Source organism: Sphingopyxis sp. CR5 (assembly GCF_059693785.1).
In genome coordinates this window covers 189,735-207,364 of the sequence record NZ_JCATIE010000001.1, presented here as the reverse complement: position 1 = coordinate 207,364, position 17,630 = coordinate 189,735, and the positions used below count along the sequence as shown (strand labels likewise).

Genomic DNA, 17,630 nt, shown 5'->3' with positions numbered 1-17,630 from the left:
AATATGAATTGAGATTTTTGAGATATCAGGCTAGGCGACGGGCATGACCATCGTGCCCGACCGCCACGCCTTCGACCAAAACCGCCTGGGCCGACTGGGATTCGGATGCTCGACGCTCGGGAACCTGTACCGGCCGATGCGCGACGCCGATGCCGAAGCCACGGTGCGCGCCGCGCTCGATGCGGGTATCGCCTATATGGACGTCGCGCCCCACTATGGCTTCGGGCTCGCCGAAAAACGGCTCGGCGCCGCGCTTGCCCAGGCCGATCCCGACGAACGCATCATCGTTTCGACAAAGGTCGGCCGTCGCCTCGATCCGGTCGCGCCCGGAACCGACCTGTCGCAGTCTCGACAGGCCTTCGTCTCGCCCGAGCCGTTCGAGAGCGTGTTCGATTACAGCTATGACGCGGTGATGCGGTCGTGGGAGGACAGCCGGCGCCGCCTGCGCCGCGAGCGCATCGACATCCTGTATGTCCACGACATCGGTCGCTATGCGCACGGCGACGATCACCCGCGCCTGTTCCGCGCGTTGATGGACGGTGGCTATCGCGCCTTGCGCGAACTGCGCGACGGCGGCGTGGTGGGGGCCATCGGGCTTGGCGTCAACGAATGGCAGGTCTGCGAGGAAGCACTCGCCGCGGGCGATTTCGACATGATGCTGCTTGCCGGCCGCTATACCCTGCTGGAGCAGGAGGCGCTCGACAGCTTCCTGCCGCTGTGCGCTGCACGCGACGTGCAGGTCGTGATCGGCGGCCCCTATAACAGCGGCATATTGGCGCATGGGGTCAAGGGTCCCGGCCCGTTCCACTATGAATATCAACCGGCGTCGCCGGAAACGGTCGCGCGCGTTGCGGCGATCGAGGCGCTGTGCGACGATCATCATGTTCCGCTCGCGGCCGCCGCGCTGCAATTCCCGCTCGCCCATCCGCAGGTCGCCTCGGTAATCCCCGGCATGAACAGCGCCGCGCGGGTGAAGCAGGCGGTCGGACAGGTCGCCCATCCCATTCCCGCCGCCTTCTGGGCGGACATGCGTTCGGCGGGCCTGATCCGCGCCGACGCCCCCACTCCCGTCTGATCTGAAAGGAAATTCCATGCCTCGCCTGACCGGCAAGACCGCCATCGTGACCGCCGCCGGCCAGGGGATCGGCCGCGCCAGCGCGGACCTGTTCGCCCGCGAGGGCGCGCGCACGATCGCCATCGACATCAACCCCGACACGCTGGCCAGCGTCGAAGGCTGCGAAACGCGCGTGATGGACCTGCGCGATGCGGCGGCGATCGAGGCGCTCGCCGCCGATATCGGCGGCGTCGACATCCTGTTCAACTGTGCGGGCTTCGTCCATGCCGGCACGATCCTGACGACCGACGAAGCCGATTTCGATTTCTCCTTCGATCTCAACGTCAAATCGACCTACCGGATGATCCGCGCCTTCCTGCCCGCCATGATCGGGCGCGGCGGCGGGTCGATCGTCAACATGGCCTCGGTCGCGGGATCGATCATCGGGGTCGGCAATCGCTTCGTCTACGGTGCCTCGAAAGCCGCGGTGATCGGCCTGACCAAGTCGGTCGCGCAGGATTTCGTGGCGCAGGGCATCCGGTGCAACGCGATCTGCCCGGGAACGGTGCAATCGCCCTCGCTCGACGACCGCATGGCGGCGACCGGCGACGCAGCGAAGGCGCGCGCGGACTTCATCGCCCGCCAGCCGATGGGACGCCTCGGCCGCGCCGAAGAAATCGCCCAGCTCGCGCTGTATCTCGCAAGCGACGAATCGGCCTACACGACCGGGACGGCCCAGGTTATCGACGGCGGCTGGACCAACGCATGAGCGACAGCGCGACGACCCGGCGCATCTGCCTGGCGCTCGACCTGGTCGACGATGCGGACCTGATCGCCGAATATGAACGCTGGCATCGGCCCGGCGAGGCGCCGGTCGAGATCGTGCGCTCGATCCGCGATGCCGGCATCCTCAACATGGAGATCTTCCGGGCCGGCAACCGCCTGTTCATGATCATCGACGCCGACGACCGATATTCGGACGCGGCGAAGGCAGAGGCCGACGCCGCCAATCCGCACGTTCAGAAATGGATCGCGCTGATGCAGCGGTTCCAGCAGCCGATCCCTGCGGCGGGTCCCGACGGAAGCTGGATGGCGATGGACTGCATCTACCGGCTGACCGATCACCTGGACTTTCACCGGCTCGACCGCTGACCCACCGATAGAACGGCGCCGCGACCCCGTCCCCGGGTGCGCCAGCGCGCGTAACAGACAAAAAAGAGGGACATTCCGGGCTCGCGGAAGGTCCCTCGATGTCGAAGGGGCGGCAGGGAGGCCGCCGCCCCAGGGAGGACAATCAGAATTTGGCACGCACCCCGAACGACAGCCGCCGTCCGGTCATGCGATATTCCTTCGTGCGATCGGGCGTCATCGAATAGAGGAACTCTTTCGAGTTCGTCAGGTTGAGCCCGTCGACGAATACCGTGAAATTGTCGGTCAGGTCATAGGACAGGCTCGCATCGAGCTGGCCGTAGCCGTTGAAATATTCCTGCTCGCTGTTGCGGCCGACCGCGGTCTGCAGGAAATCGTCGCGATAGGTATAGGCGACACGCGCCTGGATACCGTATTTCTCGTAATAGCCGACAAGGCTGTACGAATATTTCGACAGGCCCTCGAGGCTGTAGGTCGCCCCCGCCACGACGCTCGGGTAATTGGCGTTCGAGTCGGTATAGTTGAAGCTGGTCTGGACGCCGAAGCCGTCGAACGGCGCCGGCAGCCAGTTGGCGAACGACTGGCGATAGCCGATCTCGAAACCCTTGACCGTCGCGCCGTCGCCATTGCCCGGCACGGTGACCTGGAAGGTGATTTCGTCGACCTGCTGCGGCGTCGTGATCAGCGTCACGAAGCTGTCGATCTTCTTGTAAAAGACCGCCGCGTTGATCAGCGAATCCGGCGCGAAATACCATTCGGCCCCCAGCTCGGCCTGCCACGCCCGGAACGGTGCGAGGTCGGGGTTGCCGCGGCGGATGGTCTCGTTGCCCGGGTTGGTCTGGATCGACTGGCGGGGCGACAGGTCGGTCAGCGTCGGGCGCGTCATCACCTTCGACCCCGCGAGGCGCAGCACCAGATTGTCGGTGACGTCGAGCCGCACGTTCAGCGACGGCAGCCAGTCGTGATATTTGCCGCGGAAGCTGACCGGCACGATGTCCGACACGACGATGTCGTTCTGCCCGGTCGGGTTGCCGTCCTCGTCGACCCGCGGCCGCGCGCTGAGGACGGTGCGCGATGCGCCCGCCGAAGTATAGTCGGTATCCTCGAACCGCACGCCGGCGTTGATCGCGAGCGGCATGCCGCCGAGTTCGGTGTCGAGCGACGCCATGACATAGGCCGCGCGCACCTTTTCGTCGATCACCGACGACGCCGAGGCCGATCGCACCGCCGGATCGAAGGTGATCCCGTCTTCGGCGGCATAGGCATCGACCTGCTGCACCAGCGCACGGGGATCGTAGATGATCCAGTCGTGCAGGATATTGCCGTCATAGCCCGAGAAGAAATTGCGGTCGGTCGACTGGAACAGCGCTTCGGGAAGCGCGCGGTCCGATCCGCAATAGGCGCATTGCTGGCCAAAGGGCATTTCGAAGCCCTCGATCGTCTTGAGCCGCTTCGACGCCATCACGCCGGCAGAGATGGTCAGGTCGCCGCCGCCGGGGTTCCAGTCGGCATCGCCGCGATATTCCTGGATCTCGTCGTCGCCGTTCGATCCGCCGCCCCAGATATAATAGTGCGCGGTCAGTCCCTGGGGATTGGTCGCCGCATTGGAATAATTGGGGCTTTCGAGGCCATAGTCGTAGATCGGCGAGCCCGACCTCCGGTCGAACCAATGGTCGATATTCTTGCGGCGGATCGTCGTGAACAAATTGTTCTGGGCGCCGCGCTTGCGCGCGTTCGACAGCGACATGTCGAAGCGCAGCTTCAAATCGTCGGTCGCCTGCCAATCGACGTTGACGCCGATCTGGTCGGTCGTCACGTCGCGATCGTCATATTGGATGATCTCGTCGACGAACCCGCCGACATAGCGCTGGTAAACCGCCTCGCCGCCGGTCTGGACCCCGTTCACGACGCTGCCGCCTTCGACGACCTGCTCGACCAGCGTCCCGCCCGAGAAGTCATAGGCGAGGCCGGTCTGCTGCTCGATGAAGCGCGACTTGGTGTAGAGCCCGTCGATCGTCACCGTGAAGCGATCGGACGGGCGAAGCTGCACCGCACCGCTCAGGCCCCAGCGGCGCAGATCGCGCTCGAAGAAGAAGGGCGACAGGTTCGACGGCATCGAAACATTGGAAAAAGGTTCCACATCGTCGCCGATGCGCGCGCCCTGAACGCCACCCGCGGTGTAATAGGAATCGGTGCTCGACCGCCGCACATGTCCGGCGCCGATGGTGAATTCGTCGTCGCGGTTCTTCTGCTTCGCCCAGACGGCGGACAGCGACACACCGAAACTGCCGGCGTCGTTGCGCCAGCTGCCGACGGCGGCGACCTCGGGATTATATTTGTCCGACAGCTCGGACCATTGCATCGTCGCCGACCCGGCGAGCTTCAGCCCGGCCGGCTGGTCGAGCGGGCGCATCGTGCGAATGTCGACGGTCGCGCCGATCGACGACCCGTTGAGGTTGGCCTGCGGCGATTTATACACGTCGGCGCCCGAAATCACTTCGGACGGCAGGACGTCGAACGAAAATTCGCGGCCGTTGTTGTCGGTGGCGAGGGTGCGCCCGTTGACCGTGACGGCGTTGAACTTCGGACCGAAGCCGCGCACGGTGACGAAGCGCCCTTCGCCGCGGTTGCGTTCGATCGTGACGCCGGCGATGCGCTGGAGCGATTCGGCGACATTCTGGTCGGGCAGCTTGCCCATGTCTTCGGCCACGATCGAATCGACGACGGCGACATTGTCGCGCTTCAGGTCGATCGACGCGCGCTGGCTGGCGCGGATCCCGGTCACGATGATGGCGTCGGCCGCGGCATCGCCTTCGGCGGCCGGCTGAGCGGCATCGGCCGGCTCGGTCTGGGCGAATGCGGGCATGGACAACCCGATGCCCAACGCGGAAACCGCGATGCCGCCGACCAGAACTCGCTTTAAAACAGACATGAAACAACCCTCCTCCACAGACCGGGCAGCGTCGTGAGAAATTGCACTGCCCTTAACTGATATCTCAGATACCGTAACTGACATGGCAATGGCAACAGTTTTCGGTGATCGAAGCGTAAAAAAAGCAAGCTATCCCGCTGAAAATCGAAAGCGGGCGCGCCGGCCGCCCCCGACCTGACCGCGAACGGGCCGCTTAGTCATTAGTATTATTATATATATTCGGCACCGCCCGCCGAGGCAATCCCCGGCGGGCGTGCCGCGGCTCGACCGCGTCAGCGCCTCACATCGACCGGCGCGAGACGGGGAGAGAGCAGGTGCACTGCGACAAGGGCGATGAAATAGGCGCTGCCCGCCACGGCGAACAGCGGCGTATAGGTGCCGAGCGAATCGAGCACGAAGCCCGCATATTTGGCCATCAGCATCCCGCCGATCGCACCGGCCGTTCCGCCGATGCCGATCACCGACCCGACCGCGGCGCGCGGAAACACGTCGGAGGGCAATGTATAGAGATTCGCCGAAAAGGCCTGGTGCGCCGCCGCGGCAATGCCGATGACGAGGACCGCGAGCCACAGATTGTCGATACTCTGGGCAAAGAAGACGGGCAGGACCGCGATCGCGCTGAGCAGCATTGCGGCCTTGCGCGCATAGTTCACGCTCTTGCCGGCTTTCATCAGCCGCGAGGACATCCAGCCGCCGGCAACGCTACCGATATCGGACAAGAGATAGACGGCGACCAGCGGCGGCCCGAAACTGAGCAGGTCGAGGCCGTAGCGTTCGCCGAGATAGCCGGGCAGCCAGAAGAGAAAGAACCACCAGATCGGGTCGATGCAGAACTTGCCGATCGCATAGGCCCAGGTTTCGCGCACGCGCACGAGTTGTTTCCAGGGCATCTGGACGACGGGATCGACCGGATCCTGTTCGATCCATGCGAGTTCGCCCGCGCTGACTTTCGGATGCTCGCGCGGGCGGCGATAGAGGGTCCACCAGGCGATCAGCCAGACGAATGCCGCCACGCCGGTAATGACGAACGCCATCCGCCAGCCATAGGCGACGACGAGCAGCGGGACGAGCAACGGCGTGACGATCGCGCCGACATTGGCGCCGGCGTTGAATATCCCGATCGCCAGCGCGCGCTCGCGCGCGGGGAACCATTCGGTCACCGCCTTGATGCCGGCCGGGAAATTCCCCGATTCCCCGATACCGAGCCCGAACCGCGCCATCGCGAACTGCGTCACCGACATCGCGCCGCCATGCGCGATGTGCGCGAGTTGCCAGATGATGAACGCGACCGTATAGCCGAGCCGGGCCCCGACGACGTCGACGATCCGGCCGAACCCCAGATATCCGATCGCATAGGCCGCCTGAAACCAGAAGATCACGTTCGCGAAGTCGGTTTCGCTCCAGCCCAGATCTTGCGAGAGCGTCGGCTTGAGCACGCCGATCATCTGGCGGTCGATATAGTTGATGACCGTCGCGGCGAACAACAGCCCGACGACGACCCAGCGGTAGCGTCCCGCGCGTGCCGCCGCCTTTCCTATCGTATCCTGTCCCGTCGTGGCCATCGGCGATCCTTCCCATTATGTTGTCGGTGGCGGGCGCTCGCCCTCTGCCTTTCAGACGAGCGCCGAATAAATGTCCCCCGCCTCGATCCGGTCGAGGGCCGTCAGGACCGCGGCGCGCCAGGCGGGGTCGTCGGCCAGCGCCCTCGGGAACAGGTCGAGCGCGAGCAGCGCATCCATGAGGTCCCGGGCATCGCCCGCGGAGCGACCGATATCCGAAAGCCGCGCCGCAAGGGGGTCGGTTATCGTGTCGCCGCGCCGCGCCATGCGGCGAACGAAGGCCATCCACGCGGCGATCGGGACGGCAAGGCGTTCGATGGCCCGACCCGCGGCGCGTGCATCGCATGCGGTGTCGAGCAGCCGGTAGGGAAGTTTCTGGGTGCCGTCCCACGCGATCTGGCTGAGCAGGTGGCGGATCGCCGGATTGCGGAAGCGCGCGAGGACCGCCGTGGCATAGTCCGCCAGGTCGAGCCCGGCGGCCGGCGCGAGCGACGGGATGATGTCGGCGCGGATCAATCGCTCGGCAAAGGCGGCGAGGCGTTCGTCGGCCATCGCGCCAGCGACGCTTTCGTGGCCGAGCGCGAGACCGATATAGGCAAGGCTGCTGTGCGCGCCGTTGAGGATGCGAAGCTTCGCCTTTTCATAAGCGGCGACGTCGTCCGTCATTTCGACGCCGACGGCCGCGAGATCGGGTCCGTCCGGAAGGTCGAAATGTTCGACGACCCATTGGGTAAAGCCCTCGCGCTGCACCGCGGCGCCATCGTCCACGCCCAGCAGCTCTCGCGCCCGCTCGCGATGCGCGGCATCGGTCGCCGGAGTGATCGAATCGACCATCGTGTTGGGAAAGGCGACGGCGGCGGCGATCCAGTCCGCCAGATCGGCGTCGAACTGGCGCGCGAACAGCACCGCCGCCGCCGCCAGCTTCGTCCCGTTGCCGTTCATATTGTCGCAGCACAGGACGGCGAATGGCGCGACCCCGGCGGCGCGGCGGGCCGCCAGCCCGGCGACGATCCAACCGATGATGCTGACCGGCGCCGCACGGTCCGTCAGGTCGTGGACGATATCGGGATGCGCCAGATCGAGCGCGCCGTCGGCGCCCAGGCAATAGCCTTTCTCGGTCACGGTGCTGGTCACCAGCCGGACCGCCGGGTCGGCGAGCAGGCGATGGACCTCCGCATCCTCTCCCGGCCGCACGAAGGCGCTGTGGGCGGCGATCGCGCGGATCGCGATGTCCTCTCCCAGCGTCGTCAGGCTATAGAGGCCGCCTTGCTCGGCGAGCGCCTCGACGGTCGACGCCGACCGGAGCGATACCGCGGCGATCCCCCAGCGCGGATCGCGGTCGAGCAGCGCGTCGAAATAGCTCGCCTGATGCGCCCGGTGAAAGGCGCCGGGGCCGAAATGCACGACGCCGGTGCGGACCGCGGCAAGGTCGTGCCACGGGCGCGCCACGGTCGCCGGAAGGGTCGCGAGCGTCGCGGGCGACAGGCGGGTCAAAGCGTCACACCCCTTTTCCAGATGGCGATTTCGCGCTCGCCATTGCGCTCGGCGGCTGTTTCCCGGCCCGAGGCGACCGCGGCGACCAGATCCAGAAGCGCCGTCGCGCCGTCGTCTAGTCCGTCTTCCAGAACCTGCCCGCCATCGAAATCGACCCATCCGGGCTTGCGCGCGGCGAGATCGTGGTTCGACGCGATCTTGATCGTCGGCACCGGAAATCCGAGTGGCGTTCCGCGCCCGGTCGTGAAGAGGATCACCGTCGCCCCCGCCGCCGACAAGGCGGTCGACGAAACGGCGTCGTTTCCCGGCGCTTCGAGGAGGGTCAGGCCCGGCTTCGTTGCCCGCGCGCCATAGGCGATGACGTCGGTCACCACCGCCCGCCCGGCCTTCTGGACGGCGCCGAGGGATTTTTCCTCCAGCGTCGTGATGCCGCCCGCGATGTTCCCCGGCGACGGATTTTCCGACACCGGTTCGCCATGCGCGGTAAAATAGGCTTTGAAGTCGGCGACCATTCGGTCGATCGCATCGAAAATGCCGCGATCGGCGGCGCGCGCCATCAGCAGATGTTCGGCGCCGAAAATTTCCGGAATCTCGGTCAGGATCGTCGCGCCGCCAAGGCCGGTCACCGCGTCGCTCATCCGCCCGACGAGCGGATTGGCGGTCAACCCGCTCAGGCCGTCGGACCCGCCGCACTTGACCCCGAGCACCAGCTTGCCGAGCGGCAGTAGTTGGCGCTGCGCGGTTTCCGCCCGGTCGACCAGTTCGCCGATCGAAGCGAGCCCCTCGGCAATCTCGTCCCCCGCGCTCTGCGCCCGCAGGGACCGCACCCGGCCACGAACCGCCGGGTCGATCGAATCGATCAGGGCGTCGAGCTGGTTCGATTCGCATCCGAGCCCGACCAGCAGCACGCCGCCGGCGTTGGGATGCGATGCCAGCGCGGCGAGGATGGCGCGCGTCCCGTCCAGATCGTCGCCAAGCTGCGAGCAGCCAAAGGGGTGGGTGAAGGCATGGACGCCGTCGACGCGCCCGCGATGAAGGCGATCCGCCGCTTCGGCGATTTTCGTCGCGGTCCGCGCAACGCAGCCGACCGTCGGCAACACCCAGATTTCGTTGCGGGTCGCCGCGCGCCCGTCGTCGCGCAGATAGCCCATGAAACCGGGCGCATCCGCGAGCGGCGGCGCGGGGTCAGGATCGGGGCGATAGGCGTGGGTATCGTCGGTCGAGAGCGCGGTTGCCATATTGTGCGAATGGACATGCGCGCCGCACACGATCGCCGTACGCGCCGTGCCGATCGAGAAACCGAATTTCAGCACGGGATCGCCTGCGGCGATGTCCGTCACCGCAACCTTGTGCCCGCGTGCGATGGGCTCGATCAGGGTGACGCCCGCCCCGACATCGATCCGGTCGCCCGCGGCGAGATCGGCGAGCGCGGTTGCGACCGAATCGCGCGGATCGACAAAAATGGCTTTCCTCGCGGTCATGGCTCTACGGCGTCCTTGCCTTTTCGGATCGACTTGTTTTGAATAGAAAACGGTGTCATATATCACATCGTCAATGTTATATATCACCATTCGGAAAGCGACTGCAACCTCTGCGTTGCAGCGCCCGACCGAACGGATCTCGCGGATGCCGGACGACGCGACAATGCGGCGTACCGAACATGCGCTATAATGGGAAAAATAGACCGATGGCAAAGCCGCTCGACATCCACCCCGACCGCCTCTTCCCCGCCGAAGGTCGCACGCGCGACATCGCGCGGGCACTCTATGCCGATATCAGGGAATTGCCGATCGTCAGCCCGCACGGCCACACCGACCCCGCTTGGTTCGCCACCGATGCCAATTGGTCCAATGCGACCGAATTGCTGCTCGCACCCGACCATTATCTCTATCGCATGCTGTACAGCCAGGGCATCGCGCTCGACGCGCTGGGCGTGCCCGATCGCAACGGCACCCCCGCGACCGATCCGCGCGAAGCCTGGCGGCTGTTCGCCGCGAATTTCCACCTGTTCCGGGGCACACCGTCGCGGATGTGGCTCGACCATGTCTTTGCCGATGTGTTCGGCTTCGACACCGCCCTCGATGCGTCGACCGCGGACGATTATTATGACTGGATAAACGAGAGCCTCGCGACGCCCCAATTTCGTCCCCGCGCGCTCTTCGACCGCTTCAATATCGAGATGCTGGCAACGACCGAAGGCGCACACGAGGATCTCGATCACCACGCCGCCATCCGCGCATCGGGCTGGTCGGGGCGCGTCGTCACGACCTATCGCCCCGACGCCGTGGTCGACCCCGAACATCATGATTTCGCCGCCGCGATGCAGCGTTTCGGCGCGTTGACCGGCGAGGACGTCGAAAGCTGGCAGGGCTATCTGGCCGCGCATCGCAAGCGCCGCGCCGATTTCCGGGCCGCCGGCGCGACCGCGACCGACCACGGCCATCCGAGCGCCGCGACCGCGAACCTGTCCGGCGCCGAAGCCGAAGCCCTGTTTGCAAAGATCATTGGCGGCCGCTGGACGGCGGCCGACGCCGAATTGTTTCGCGCACAGATGCTGACCGAACTCGCCGCGATGAGCGTCGAGGATGGCATGGTGATGCAGATCCACCCGGGCTCGTGCCGCAACCACAATCACAAGCTGTTCGAAAGCCACGGCCGCGACAAGGGCTGCGATATTCCGATGCGGACCGACTATGTCCACGCGCTGAAGCCGTTGCTCGATCGCTTCGGCACCGAAACGAGGTTGTCGATCATCCTCTTCACGCTCGACGAATCGACCTATGCACGGGAACTGGCGCCGCTGGCGGGCCATTATCCGTGCCTGAAGCTCGGACCGTCGTGGTGGTTCCACGACAGCCCGGAGGGGATGCGCCGCTTTCGCGAGATGACGACGGAAACCGCCGGTTTCTACAACACGGTCGGCTTCAACGACGACACGCGCGCATTTCTGTCGATCCCGGCGCGGCACGACGTCGCGCGGCGCGTCGACTGCGCCTTTCTGGCCCGCCTGGTCGCCGAGCACCGGCTCATCGACTGGGAAGCTGCCGAACTGGCGCACGAACTTGCACACGGTCTCGTCCGCAAGGCCTACAAACTCGACGATCCGGCCTTTGCCCCGCACCCGGCGGAGGCCGTTCCGGCATAGCATTCCCCCGGCGCGCTCGCCCCGCGCCCGACCGGATCGTTCTAGACCCGGCGCACGCGCACCGCGATCCAGGGTTTGCCGGGCAGCGGGATCGTGGGACGCGCCGGATCGTGGACGTCGTAATCGTCGAGGCGCTCCATCGCGAAGACCCCGTCGACCGGCGTGACGGTCATCGCCCAGGTATCGATGACGTCGACGCGATACCGATGGAGCGGCTCGCCCTTCTTGACCGGAAGCCTCAGGCGCCATTCGGTCGGAGCGTCGCCGCCGAAATAGTGGAGATAATAGGCGCCGTCGCGGCCACCCAGATGATAATTCCACAGATGCTGGATCGGATCGATTCCAGGCGCAGGACCGTCCTCCATGATCCGCTTGAGAAAGGCGAGGCGCGGCGCGCTCGTCCCCTGCAGCGTACCGCCCTGCCCCAGCCAGGAAAAATCCGGATTGCGATCGGCTTGATAGGTTTCGCTGTGGCCGACATAGGTGCCGCCGACGAGACCCCACCAAAAGCGTTCGACCATTTGTTCGCCGGTCAGATTGGCCCAGCGCTGCGCCGAATTGCCTTCATAGACCACCTCGTCGAAAATCACCGGCTTCTGGGCGAAGTCGCGATGCAGGGCGGCGCGAATATCGTCGAGTACCGCGGCGCCGTTCTGGACGCTGGCGTGGGTCACCCAGGGCTTGCGGTGATCATAGTAGCGATGAAGTTGGTGGATCGAGCGCAATCGATCGTGCGGATCCGCGGCGACCAGGATTTCGAACAGCGCGTCCCAGTCGGCAACCGTCTTGCTCTCGACCGCGTCATATTCATTGGCCATCGACCACCACAGATTGCGGTAGGCGCCCCAGCGCGCGGCGACGTAGCGGATGTAGCGTTCGTCGTCGGCACGCGCCATGTCGCTGTAGCCGCGCGCCTTGTCATAGGGGTGGAAGAGGATGACATCGGCCTGTATCCCCAGGTCGCCGAGGCGGATGATCCGGTCCTCGAACCGCCGGAAATAGGCGGGGTCGAAACGCGCCGGATCCCAGTCCCCTGCCCCCGTTCCCGTCCGCACGAACGGATCGGTCGCAACCGATTCGACATTCGGAAAGACAAGCATTCGCATCTTGTTGAACGGAGCGGCCCGAAGCGTCGCCAGCGTTTCCGCGCACCGCGCATCGGACTGCAACGCCCAACTATAGGCGGTGGTGCCGATCTGGCGAAACGCGGTGCCGTCGGCGTGGACGAAGTGAAATCCGTCCGGGCTGACGCCAACCGGGCCATGATTGCCCGGTCCCGGCGGGTCACAATCGAACGCGCCCGTCGCACCCGAAAGGGCGGCGATGTTGCTGGCGCTGCGCCACGTCCATCGCCCCTCTTCGGGCGGGCTGAAACGAATCCGATAAATCCCCTCGCCGTCATAGAAGCCCGGCACGCGGATCGTGCGGTCTCCGTTTTCGAAGGTCGCGGCAAGATCGACCTCGACAAAGGGATTGCCGCCCGCAGGGCCGGTGAGCATGATTTCGTGGAGCCCCCACCGCTCGGTGCGGGCCGAACCCTCGCGCGCGACGGCAGGGGCAGCCGCCGCCGCGCCCGCGGCAAACCCGCCCGCCAGCATCGTCCGGCGTGAAACCTGCATCCTCTGCCTCCTTCGGCTGCGCGCCTCAGTCCGCTCGCGCGGCGGCGATTTCCTCGAGCGACTTGCCCTCGTTGCGCGGCGCCCAGATGAAGCCGATCAACCCGCTGATCGCGAGAAAGCCGACCAGAATCCAGGCCAGCGTGTGGAATCCGGTGGCCGTCAGCGCCGGCACGAAGAAGCTGAAAATCCCGAGCGCGATGCGCACCATCGCGAACATCACGCCTTGCGCCGTGCTGCGCAGCAGCGTCGGGAACATCTCCGAACTCCAGAGTTGAAAGAAGCATTGCGCGCCAAAGCCCTGGCCGACCGCCATCAGAAAGACGTGGACCAGCGCGACCGGCAGGGTCAGCGGAAAGATCGCGAGCAGCGACATGCCGATCACCTGGGTGATCGCGGAAAGGCCGAAGAGCAGCCGCTGGTTTACCCGGTCGGACAACTTCATGAAGATGAAGAAGATCGAAGCCATTCCGAGCAGGAAGCTCAACGCCTGCACCGCCACCGACATCGCCTGTGTCTGATTGCCGACCGTGCGCAGGATATAGGGAAAGAAAAAGCCGTTCGTGCCGGCCCACAGGTTCCAGAACAGATACATGCCCGAAAGGAATGCCATCGACCCGATGTGCTGACGGGTGAACAAGTCGCGCCAGCGCCCGCGCTCGGGCCGGCCATCCTGGCGCGCGCCTTCCGCCTGCGCCTCGAGCCAGCGCGGCGACTCCTTCATCCGCGAGCGGAGGAAGGTCAGCGCCACGGCGAGGATCGCGAGATGCGCAAAGACGATCCGCGCGCCGAGCAGCCCAAGCGGCGAGAGCGCAAGAAACATCAGGAGCACCACCACGGGTCCGAGGTACCAGAGCACCTGGGCGACCCCGCTGTGCTTGCCGCGCTTGTCGTTCGGCGCCATCTCCGCGATCAGCGACCAGGAGGCCGGGATGTCCGCGCCGACTGCCAGGCCGACGAGGAAAAATCCGACCACGATCATCCAGGCGTTGACCGCAAAGACGAGCCACAACATGCCAAAGGCATAGAAGAGCATATCATATTGGTAGATCTTCTTGCGCCCGAACAGGTCGCAAAGCCGCCCGCCGATCAGGGCGCCGACGCCGGCGGCGATCGCATTGGGGCCAAATGCTCCGATCAGGCCGACGAGGTCGGTATCGAGCCGATAGGCATCGACCCACAGCGCCAGCGCCGCGGCGCCGGCCACGATCGACCCGGCATCGATATAGTTGGCAAGGCCCGCCAGAATCGTATTTTTCCAGTCGTCACGGCCTGCAGTAGCGCTCGTCATAAGTCCTCTCCGGATCGGGCGGCGGTTCCCGCCTCAGCTGGTCTGGTCGGGGTCGCGACGATCTTGTCGGCCACCGGGCATCGATAGTCTATTCTGGCGGTCCTCCCGTTCCCGCCGCGACCGCCGCGTCCAGCGCGGCGCGCCAACCGCGGCGGATCGCCTCGCGCCGGCCGGGTTCCATGCGGGGTTCGAAACGCGTCGCATCGGGAAAGCGCCATTCGTCGCCATAGCCGAGCGCGCGGGCCGCCATCCGCGCGGCGCCGAGCGCGCTCGCTTCGGCGATCTCCGGCCTGGTGACGGTGTGGCCGCTCAGGTCGGCAAGAAGCTGCGCCAGAAAATCGTTGCGCGCGGCGCCGCCGTCGATCGACAGTTCGGCAAGAGGGTGGCCGAGGTCGGCTTCCATGGCGTCGAGCACGTCGGAAATCTGCAGGGCGATCGCTTCGAAGGCGGCGCGCGCGACGTGCGCCGGCCGGGTGCCGAGCGTCATGCCCGAAACGATCCCGCGCGCGTCGGGTCGCCAGTGCGGGGCGCCGAGGCCCGCGAGCGCGGGGACGAAGGCAACGCCTTGCGAACTTTCGACGCTTTCCGCCAGGCTCGTCAATGCTTGCTCGTCGGCAAGGCCGAGCAGCGCGGCCGCAAAGGCCGCCGCATGGCCCGATACCGAAATATTGCCTTCCAGCGCATATTGCGGCGCACGCGTACCGCATTGCCATGCCACCGTCGCCGACAAACCATGGCTCGAGGACGTACGGGCGGCGGTCGCCGCCATCAAGGAACTGCCGGTACCGATTGTCGCCTTGACCCGGCCCGGCTCGACGATGCCATGCGCGAAAAGCGCCGCATGGCTGTCGCCAAGCATGACCTGAACCGGTGTCCCGGCAGGAAGCGCCGTCGCGCCCGCGGCGACGCCCCCGAACCCCTCGTCGGACGGCACCACCCGCGGCAGCAGCGACAACGGGACGTCGAAGATGTCCGCCAACCGCGCGTCCCACGACGCGGTATCGAGATTGAACAGCTGGGTTCGCGACGCATTGCTGGCGTCCGTCGCATGGATCGTGCCGCCGCTGAGCCTCCACAAGAGCCAGCTGTCCACGGTGCCGCAGCGAAGCTCCCCACGGTCGGCGCGCGCCCGGGCGCCCGGGATCGAATCGAGCAGCCAGCCGATCTTCGCGGCGGGAAAGAGCGGATCGATCCCTAGCCCGCTGCGCGCCGCGATCTCGCCGGCGACCCCGGCTGTGCGCAGCGCAGCACAGCGTTCGACCGAGCGCTGGCATTGCCAGAGCACGGCAGGCGCGATGGGCTCGCCCGTCGCGGCGTCCCACAGCACCACCGTTTCGCGCTGGTTGGAAATGGCCAGCGCGGCGATCTCGACGCCCGGCGCCGCCGCGAGGCTTTCGGCGATCAGACCGGCGACCGCATCCCATATCTGCATGGCATCTTGCTGAGCCCAGCCGGGGCGCGGATAATCGACGTGCATCGGTCGCGCGTGCCGCGCGAGTACGTCCCCGCTGGACGCGACGAGCAACGCCTTCGTATTGGTGGTTCCCTGGTCGATCGCAAGGATGACGGGACCGGGCATCAGCCGTTCCGTAATCCCAGCATGTCGCGGGCGGCCGCGGCAATCCCGTCGGCCGACAGGCCGAAGCGATCCATCAGCCACGCCGCCGAACCGGTCGGCAGGAAGCCCGGAAAACCGAGCAGGCGCATTCGCACCGGGGCGTTCTCCGCGCACCATTCGGCGACCGCGCCGCCCAGCCCGCCACGCGCCAGCCCTTCTTCGGCCGTAACGATCGCGCCCGTTTTCGCGGCCTCTGCGATCAGATCGGTGTCGAGCGGCGCGATACTCGCCATATTGATGACCCGCGCCGCAATCCCTTCTTCGGCAAGAGCGTCGGCGGCTGCGAGGGCCCGGTGGACCAGCGTGCCATTCGCGATGATCGCCAGATCGCCGCCGTCCCGCAAGGTTTCGCCCTTGCCGATCGCAAACGCGGCGCTTCGACGCTCGAGCTGCGGCACCGGCATGCGACTGATCCGGACATAGACGGGACCATCGTGCGCGGCGGCGGCCTTGATCGCTTCGCCGGTCTCCCAGGGATCGGAGGGCACGATCACCGAAAGCCGGTCGATCGCGCGGAGCCAGGCGATATCCTCGATACTGTGGTGCGTCGCGCCGAGTTCGCCATAAGCGACGCCGCTCGAAATGCCGCACAGCTTCACGTTGGCGAAGCTGTAGGCGCAGTCGGCCTTGATCTGCTCCATCGCGCGCGCGCTCAGGAAGCAGGACGCGCCGCTGACGAAGGGAATCTTGCCACCGTTGGCAAGTCCCGCTCCGACTCCGACCATATTCTGCTCGGCGATCCCCACATTGATCAGGCGATCGGGAAAGCGGTCGCGGAACGCGCCGAGCTTCGACGAGCCGACCGAGTCATTGACGACCGCGACGATCCGCCGATCGGTTTCGGCCAACGCCTCGACGGCCCGGACATAGGCGTCGCGACAATCGAAGAGCGGGGTTGCGGCGGCGCTCATCGGGCCATCTCCTCTTCGAGCTCGCGGATTGCCTGGGCATATTGCTCCGCATTGGGTACGCCATGATGCCACCCCGCCTGGTCGCGCATGAAGCTGACCCCGTGGCCCTTGTGCGTGTCCGCGATCAGGCACAGCGGCTTTTCGCGCGGCCTGCGAGCCGCATCGAACGCCGCGAGCAGCGCGGCATGATCGTGACCGTCGACCCCCTCCACCAGCCAGCCGAAGGCGCGCCACTTATCGGCGAGCGGTTCCAGCGCATTGGTGTCCTCGGTACGCGCGCCCTGCTGGAGCCGGTTGCGGTCCACGATCACGGTAAGATTGCCAAGCCCGCGGTGACCGGCGAACATCGCCGCTTCCCACATGCTGCCTTCCTGCAACTCGCCGTCGCCGGTCAGCGCGAAGACGTGACGATCGGCGGCGTCGATCTGCGCCGCGACGGCGGCACCGACCGCGACCGGCAGACCGTGCCCGAGCGGCCCGGTATTGGTTTCGATGCCCGGCAGATAGGTGCGGTTGGGATGGCCGTTCAGCCGCGATTCGGGTTTGAGATAGGTGTCGAGCTCCGCCTCGGGAAAAAATCCCGCCCCGGCGAGCGCGGTATAAAGCGCGCCGGTGCAATGCCCCTTGCTCATGATGAAGCGATCGCGATCGGGGGCGTCGGGTCGCGCCGGATCGATTCGAAGAATATCGAAATAGAGCGTCGCGAGGATGTCGGTGGCCGACAGATCGCCGCCGGGATGCCCCTGACCCGCGTCGACGATCATCTTCAACAGGCGCCTGCGCATCCAGTTCGCTCGCTCGCGAACATGCTCGAAACGACGTAATTCTGTTGATTTCCGCGCCTCATCGGGCGCGCGAACG

At 66.1% G+C, this 17,630-nt stretch carries 13 protein-coding genes; 4 read left to right on the top strand and 9 right to left on the bottom strand.

Annotated features, from left to right (window positions below; all coding sequences use genetic code 11):
• The first annotated feature begins 43 nt into the window (after positions 1 to 43).
• The 3 genes from AC58D2_RS00965 to AC58D2_RS00955 are packed head-to-tail and all read left to right on the top strand — an operon-like array spanning position 44 to position 2,206.
• Positions 44 to 1,075: an aldo/keto reductase gene (locus AC58D2_RS00965; protein ID WP_497386443.1), complete on the top strand. Its 1,032-nt coding sequence runs from the start codon at positions 44 to 46 to the stop codon at positions 1,073 to 1,075.
• A 16-nt stretch (positions 1,076 to 1,091) separates the two neighbouring features.
• Positions 1,092 to 1,823, top strand: a complete 732-nt coding sequence (locus tag AC58D2_RS00960; RefSeq protein ID WP_497386441.1) for an SDR family oxidoreductase — start codon at positions 1,092 to 1,094, stop codon at positions 1,821 to 1,823.
• Positions 1,820 to 2,206: an L-rhamnose mutarotase gene (locus AC58D2_RS00955; protein ID WP_497386439.1), complete on the top strand. Its 387-nt coding sequence runs from the start codon at positions 1,820 to 1,822 to the stop codon at positions 2,204 to 2,206. Before AC58D2_RS00960 ends, AC58D2_RS00955 begins: the two co-directional genes overlap by 4 nt.
• A gap of 142 nt (positions 2,207 to 2,348) precedes the next feature.
• On the opposite strand, the gene AC58D2_RS00950 is transcribed toward AC58D2_RS00955, so the two are convergent.
• From AC58D2_RS00950 to AC58D2_RS00935, 4 genes are all read right to left on the bottom strand, one after another.
• Complete coding sequence (locus AC58D2_RS00950; protein WP_497386437.1) at positions 2,349 to 5,135, bottom strand: TonB-dependent receptor; 2,787 nt, start codon at positions 5,133 to 5,135, stop codon at positions 2,349 to 2,351.
• A gap of 272 nt (positions 5,136 to 5,407) precedes the next feature.
• Complete coding sequence (locus tag AC58D2_RS00945) at positions 5,408 to 6,697, bottom strand: MFS transporter (protein ID WP_497386435.1); 1,290 nt, start codon at positions 6,695 to 6,697, stop codon at positions 5,408 to 5,410.
• Between the two features lie 51 nt (positions 6,698 to 6,748).
• The gene (locus tag AC58D2_RS00940) at positions 6,749 to 8,188 is read right to left on the bottom strand and encodes a mannitol dehydrogenase family protein (protein ID WP_497386433.1); all 1,440 of its coding nucleotides are present in this window, start codon (positions 8,186 to 8,188) and stop codon (positions 6,749 to 6,751) included.
• Positions 8,185 to 9,669, bottom strand: coding sequence for a UxaA family hydrolase (locus tag AC58D2_RS00935; protein ID WP_497386431.1), 1,485 nt, complete (start codon positions 9,667 to 9,669; stop codon positions 8,185 to 8,187). The genes AC58D2_RS00940 and AC58D2_RS00935 overlap by 4 nt, the downstream gene beginning before the upstream one ends.
• 206 nt (positions 9,670 to 9,875) lie before the next feature.
• Here AC58D2_RS00935 and uxaC point away from each other — a divergent pair, with 206 nt between their 5' ends.
• Entirely contained in the window at positions 9,876 to 11,333 is a 1,458-nt protein-coding gene (gene uxaC, locus AC58D2_RS00930) for a glucuronate isomerase (RefSeq protein ID WP_497386429.1), read from the top strand.
• A 41-nt stretch (positions 11,334 to 11,374) separates the two neighbouring features.
• Here uxaC and AC58D2_RS00925 read toward each other — a convergent pair whose 3' ends face one another.
• The 5 genes from AC58D2_RS00925 to AC58D2_RS00905 all read right to left on the bottom strand — a co-directional run bounded on the left by AC58D2_RS00925 (position 11,375) and on the right by AC58D2_RS00905 (position 17,554).
• Positions 11,375 to 12,952 (bottom strand): DUF5060 domain-containing protein, encoded by a 1,578-nt coding sequence (locus AC58D2_RS00925; RefSeq protein ID WP_497386427.1) that lies wholly within the window; start codon positions 12,950 to 12,952, stop codon positions 11,375 to 11,377.
• Between the two features lie 25 nt (positions 12,953 to 12,977).
• Positions 12,978 to 14,240 (bottom strand): MFS transporter, encoded by a 1,263-nt coding sequence (locus AC58D2_RS00920; protein WP_497386425.1) that lies wholly within the window; start codon positions 14,238 to 14,240, stop codon positions 12,978 to 12,980.
• Positions 14,241 to 14,328: 88 nt separating this feature from the next.
• On the bottom strand, positions 14,329 to 15,819 hold the full coding sequence (locus AC58D2_RS00915; protein ID WP_497386423.1) for an FGGY family carbohydrate kinase: 1,491 nt from the start codon (positions 15,817 to 15,819) through the stop codon (positions 14,329 to 14,331).
• Positions 15,819 to 16,769: a transketolase family protein gene (locus AC58D2_RS00910; RefSeq protein WP_497386421.1), complete on the bottom strand. Its 951-nt coding sequence runs from the start codon at positions 16,767 to 16,769 to the stop codon at positions 15,819 to 15,821. The genes AC58D2_RS00915 and AC58D2_RS00910 overlap by 1 nt, the downstream gene beginning before the upstream one ends.
• Entirely contained in the window at positions 16,766 to 17,554 is a 789-nt protein-coding gene (locus AC58D2_RS00905; protein ID WP_497386419.1) for a transketolase, read from the bottom strand. Before AC58D2_RS00905 ends, AC58D2_RS00910 begins: the two co-directional genes overlap by 4 nt.
• Positions 17,555 to 17,630 lie beyond the last annotated feature (76 nt).

What these genes read in the sequence shown, in the direction of transcription:
- AC58D2_RS00955 (WP_497386439.1), top strand. Translation starts at nt 1,820, where the DNA reads ATGAGCGACAGCGCGACGACCCGGCGCATCTGCCTGGCGCTCGACCTG.
- AC58D2_RS00910 (WP_497386421.1), bottom strand. Translation starts at nt 16,769, where the DNA reads ATGAGCGCCGCCGCAACCCCGCTCTTCGATTGTCGCGACGCCTATGTC.
- AC58D2_RS00935 (WP_497386431.1), bottom strand. Translation starts at nt 9,669, where the DNA reads ATGACCGCGAGGAAAGCCATTTTTGTCGATCCGCGCGATTCGGTCGCA.
- AC58D2_RS00915 (WP_497386423.1), bottom strand. Translation starts at nt 15,819, where the DNA reads ATGCCCGGTCCCGTCATCCTTGCGATCGACCAGGGAACCACCAATACG.
- AC58D2_RS00920 (WP_497386425.1), bottom strand. Translation starts at nt 14,240, where the DNA reads ATGACGAGCGCTACTGCAGGCCGTGACGACTGGAAAAATACGATTCTG.
- AC58D2_RS00950 (WP_497386437.1), bottom strand. Translation starts at nt 5,135, where the DNA reads ATGTCTGTTTTAAAGCGAGTTCTGGTCGGCGGCATCGCGGTTTCCGCG.
- AC58D2_RS00925 (WP_497386427.1), bottom strand. Translation starts at nt 12,952, where the DNA reads ATGCAGGTTTCACGCCGGACGATGCTGGCGGGCGGGTTTGCCGCGGGC.
- AC58D2_RS00965 (WP_497386443.1), top strand. Translation starts at nt 44, where the DNA reads ATGACCATCGTGCCCGACCGCCACGCCTTCGACCAAAACCGCCTGGGC.
- AC58D2_RS00905 (WP_497386419.1), bottom strand. Translation starts at nt 17,554, where the DNA reads ATGCGCAGGCGCCTGTTGAAGATGATCGTCGACGCGGGTCAGGGGCAT.
- uxaC (WP_497386429.1), top strand. Translation starts at nt 9,876, where the DNA reads ATGGCAAAGCCGCTCGACATCCACCCCGACCGCCTCTTCCCCGCCGAA.
- AC58D2_RS00960 (WP_497386441.1), top strand. Translation starts at nt 1,092, where the DNA reads ATGCCTCGCCTGACCGGCAAGACCGCCATCGTGACCGCCGCCGGCCAG.
- AC58D2_RS00945 (WP_497386435.1), bottom strand. Translation starts at nt 6,697, where the DNA reads ATGGCCACGACGGGACAGGATACGATAGGAAAGGCGGCGGCACGCGCG.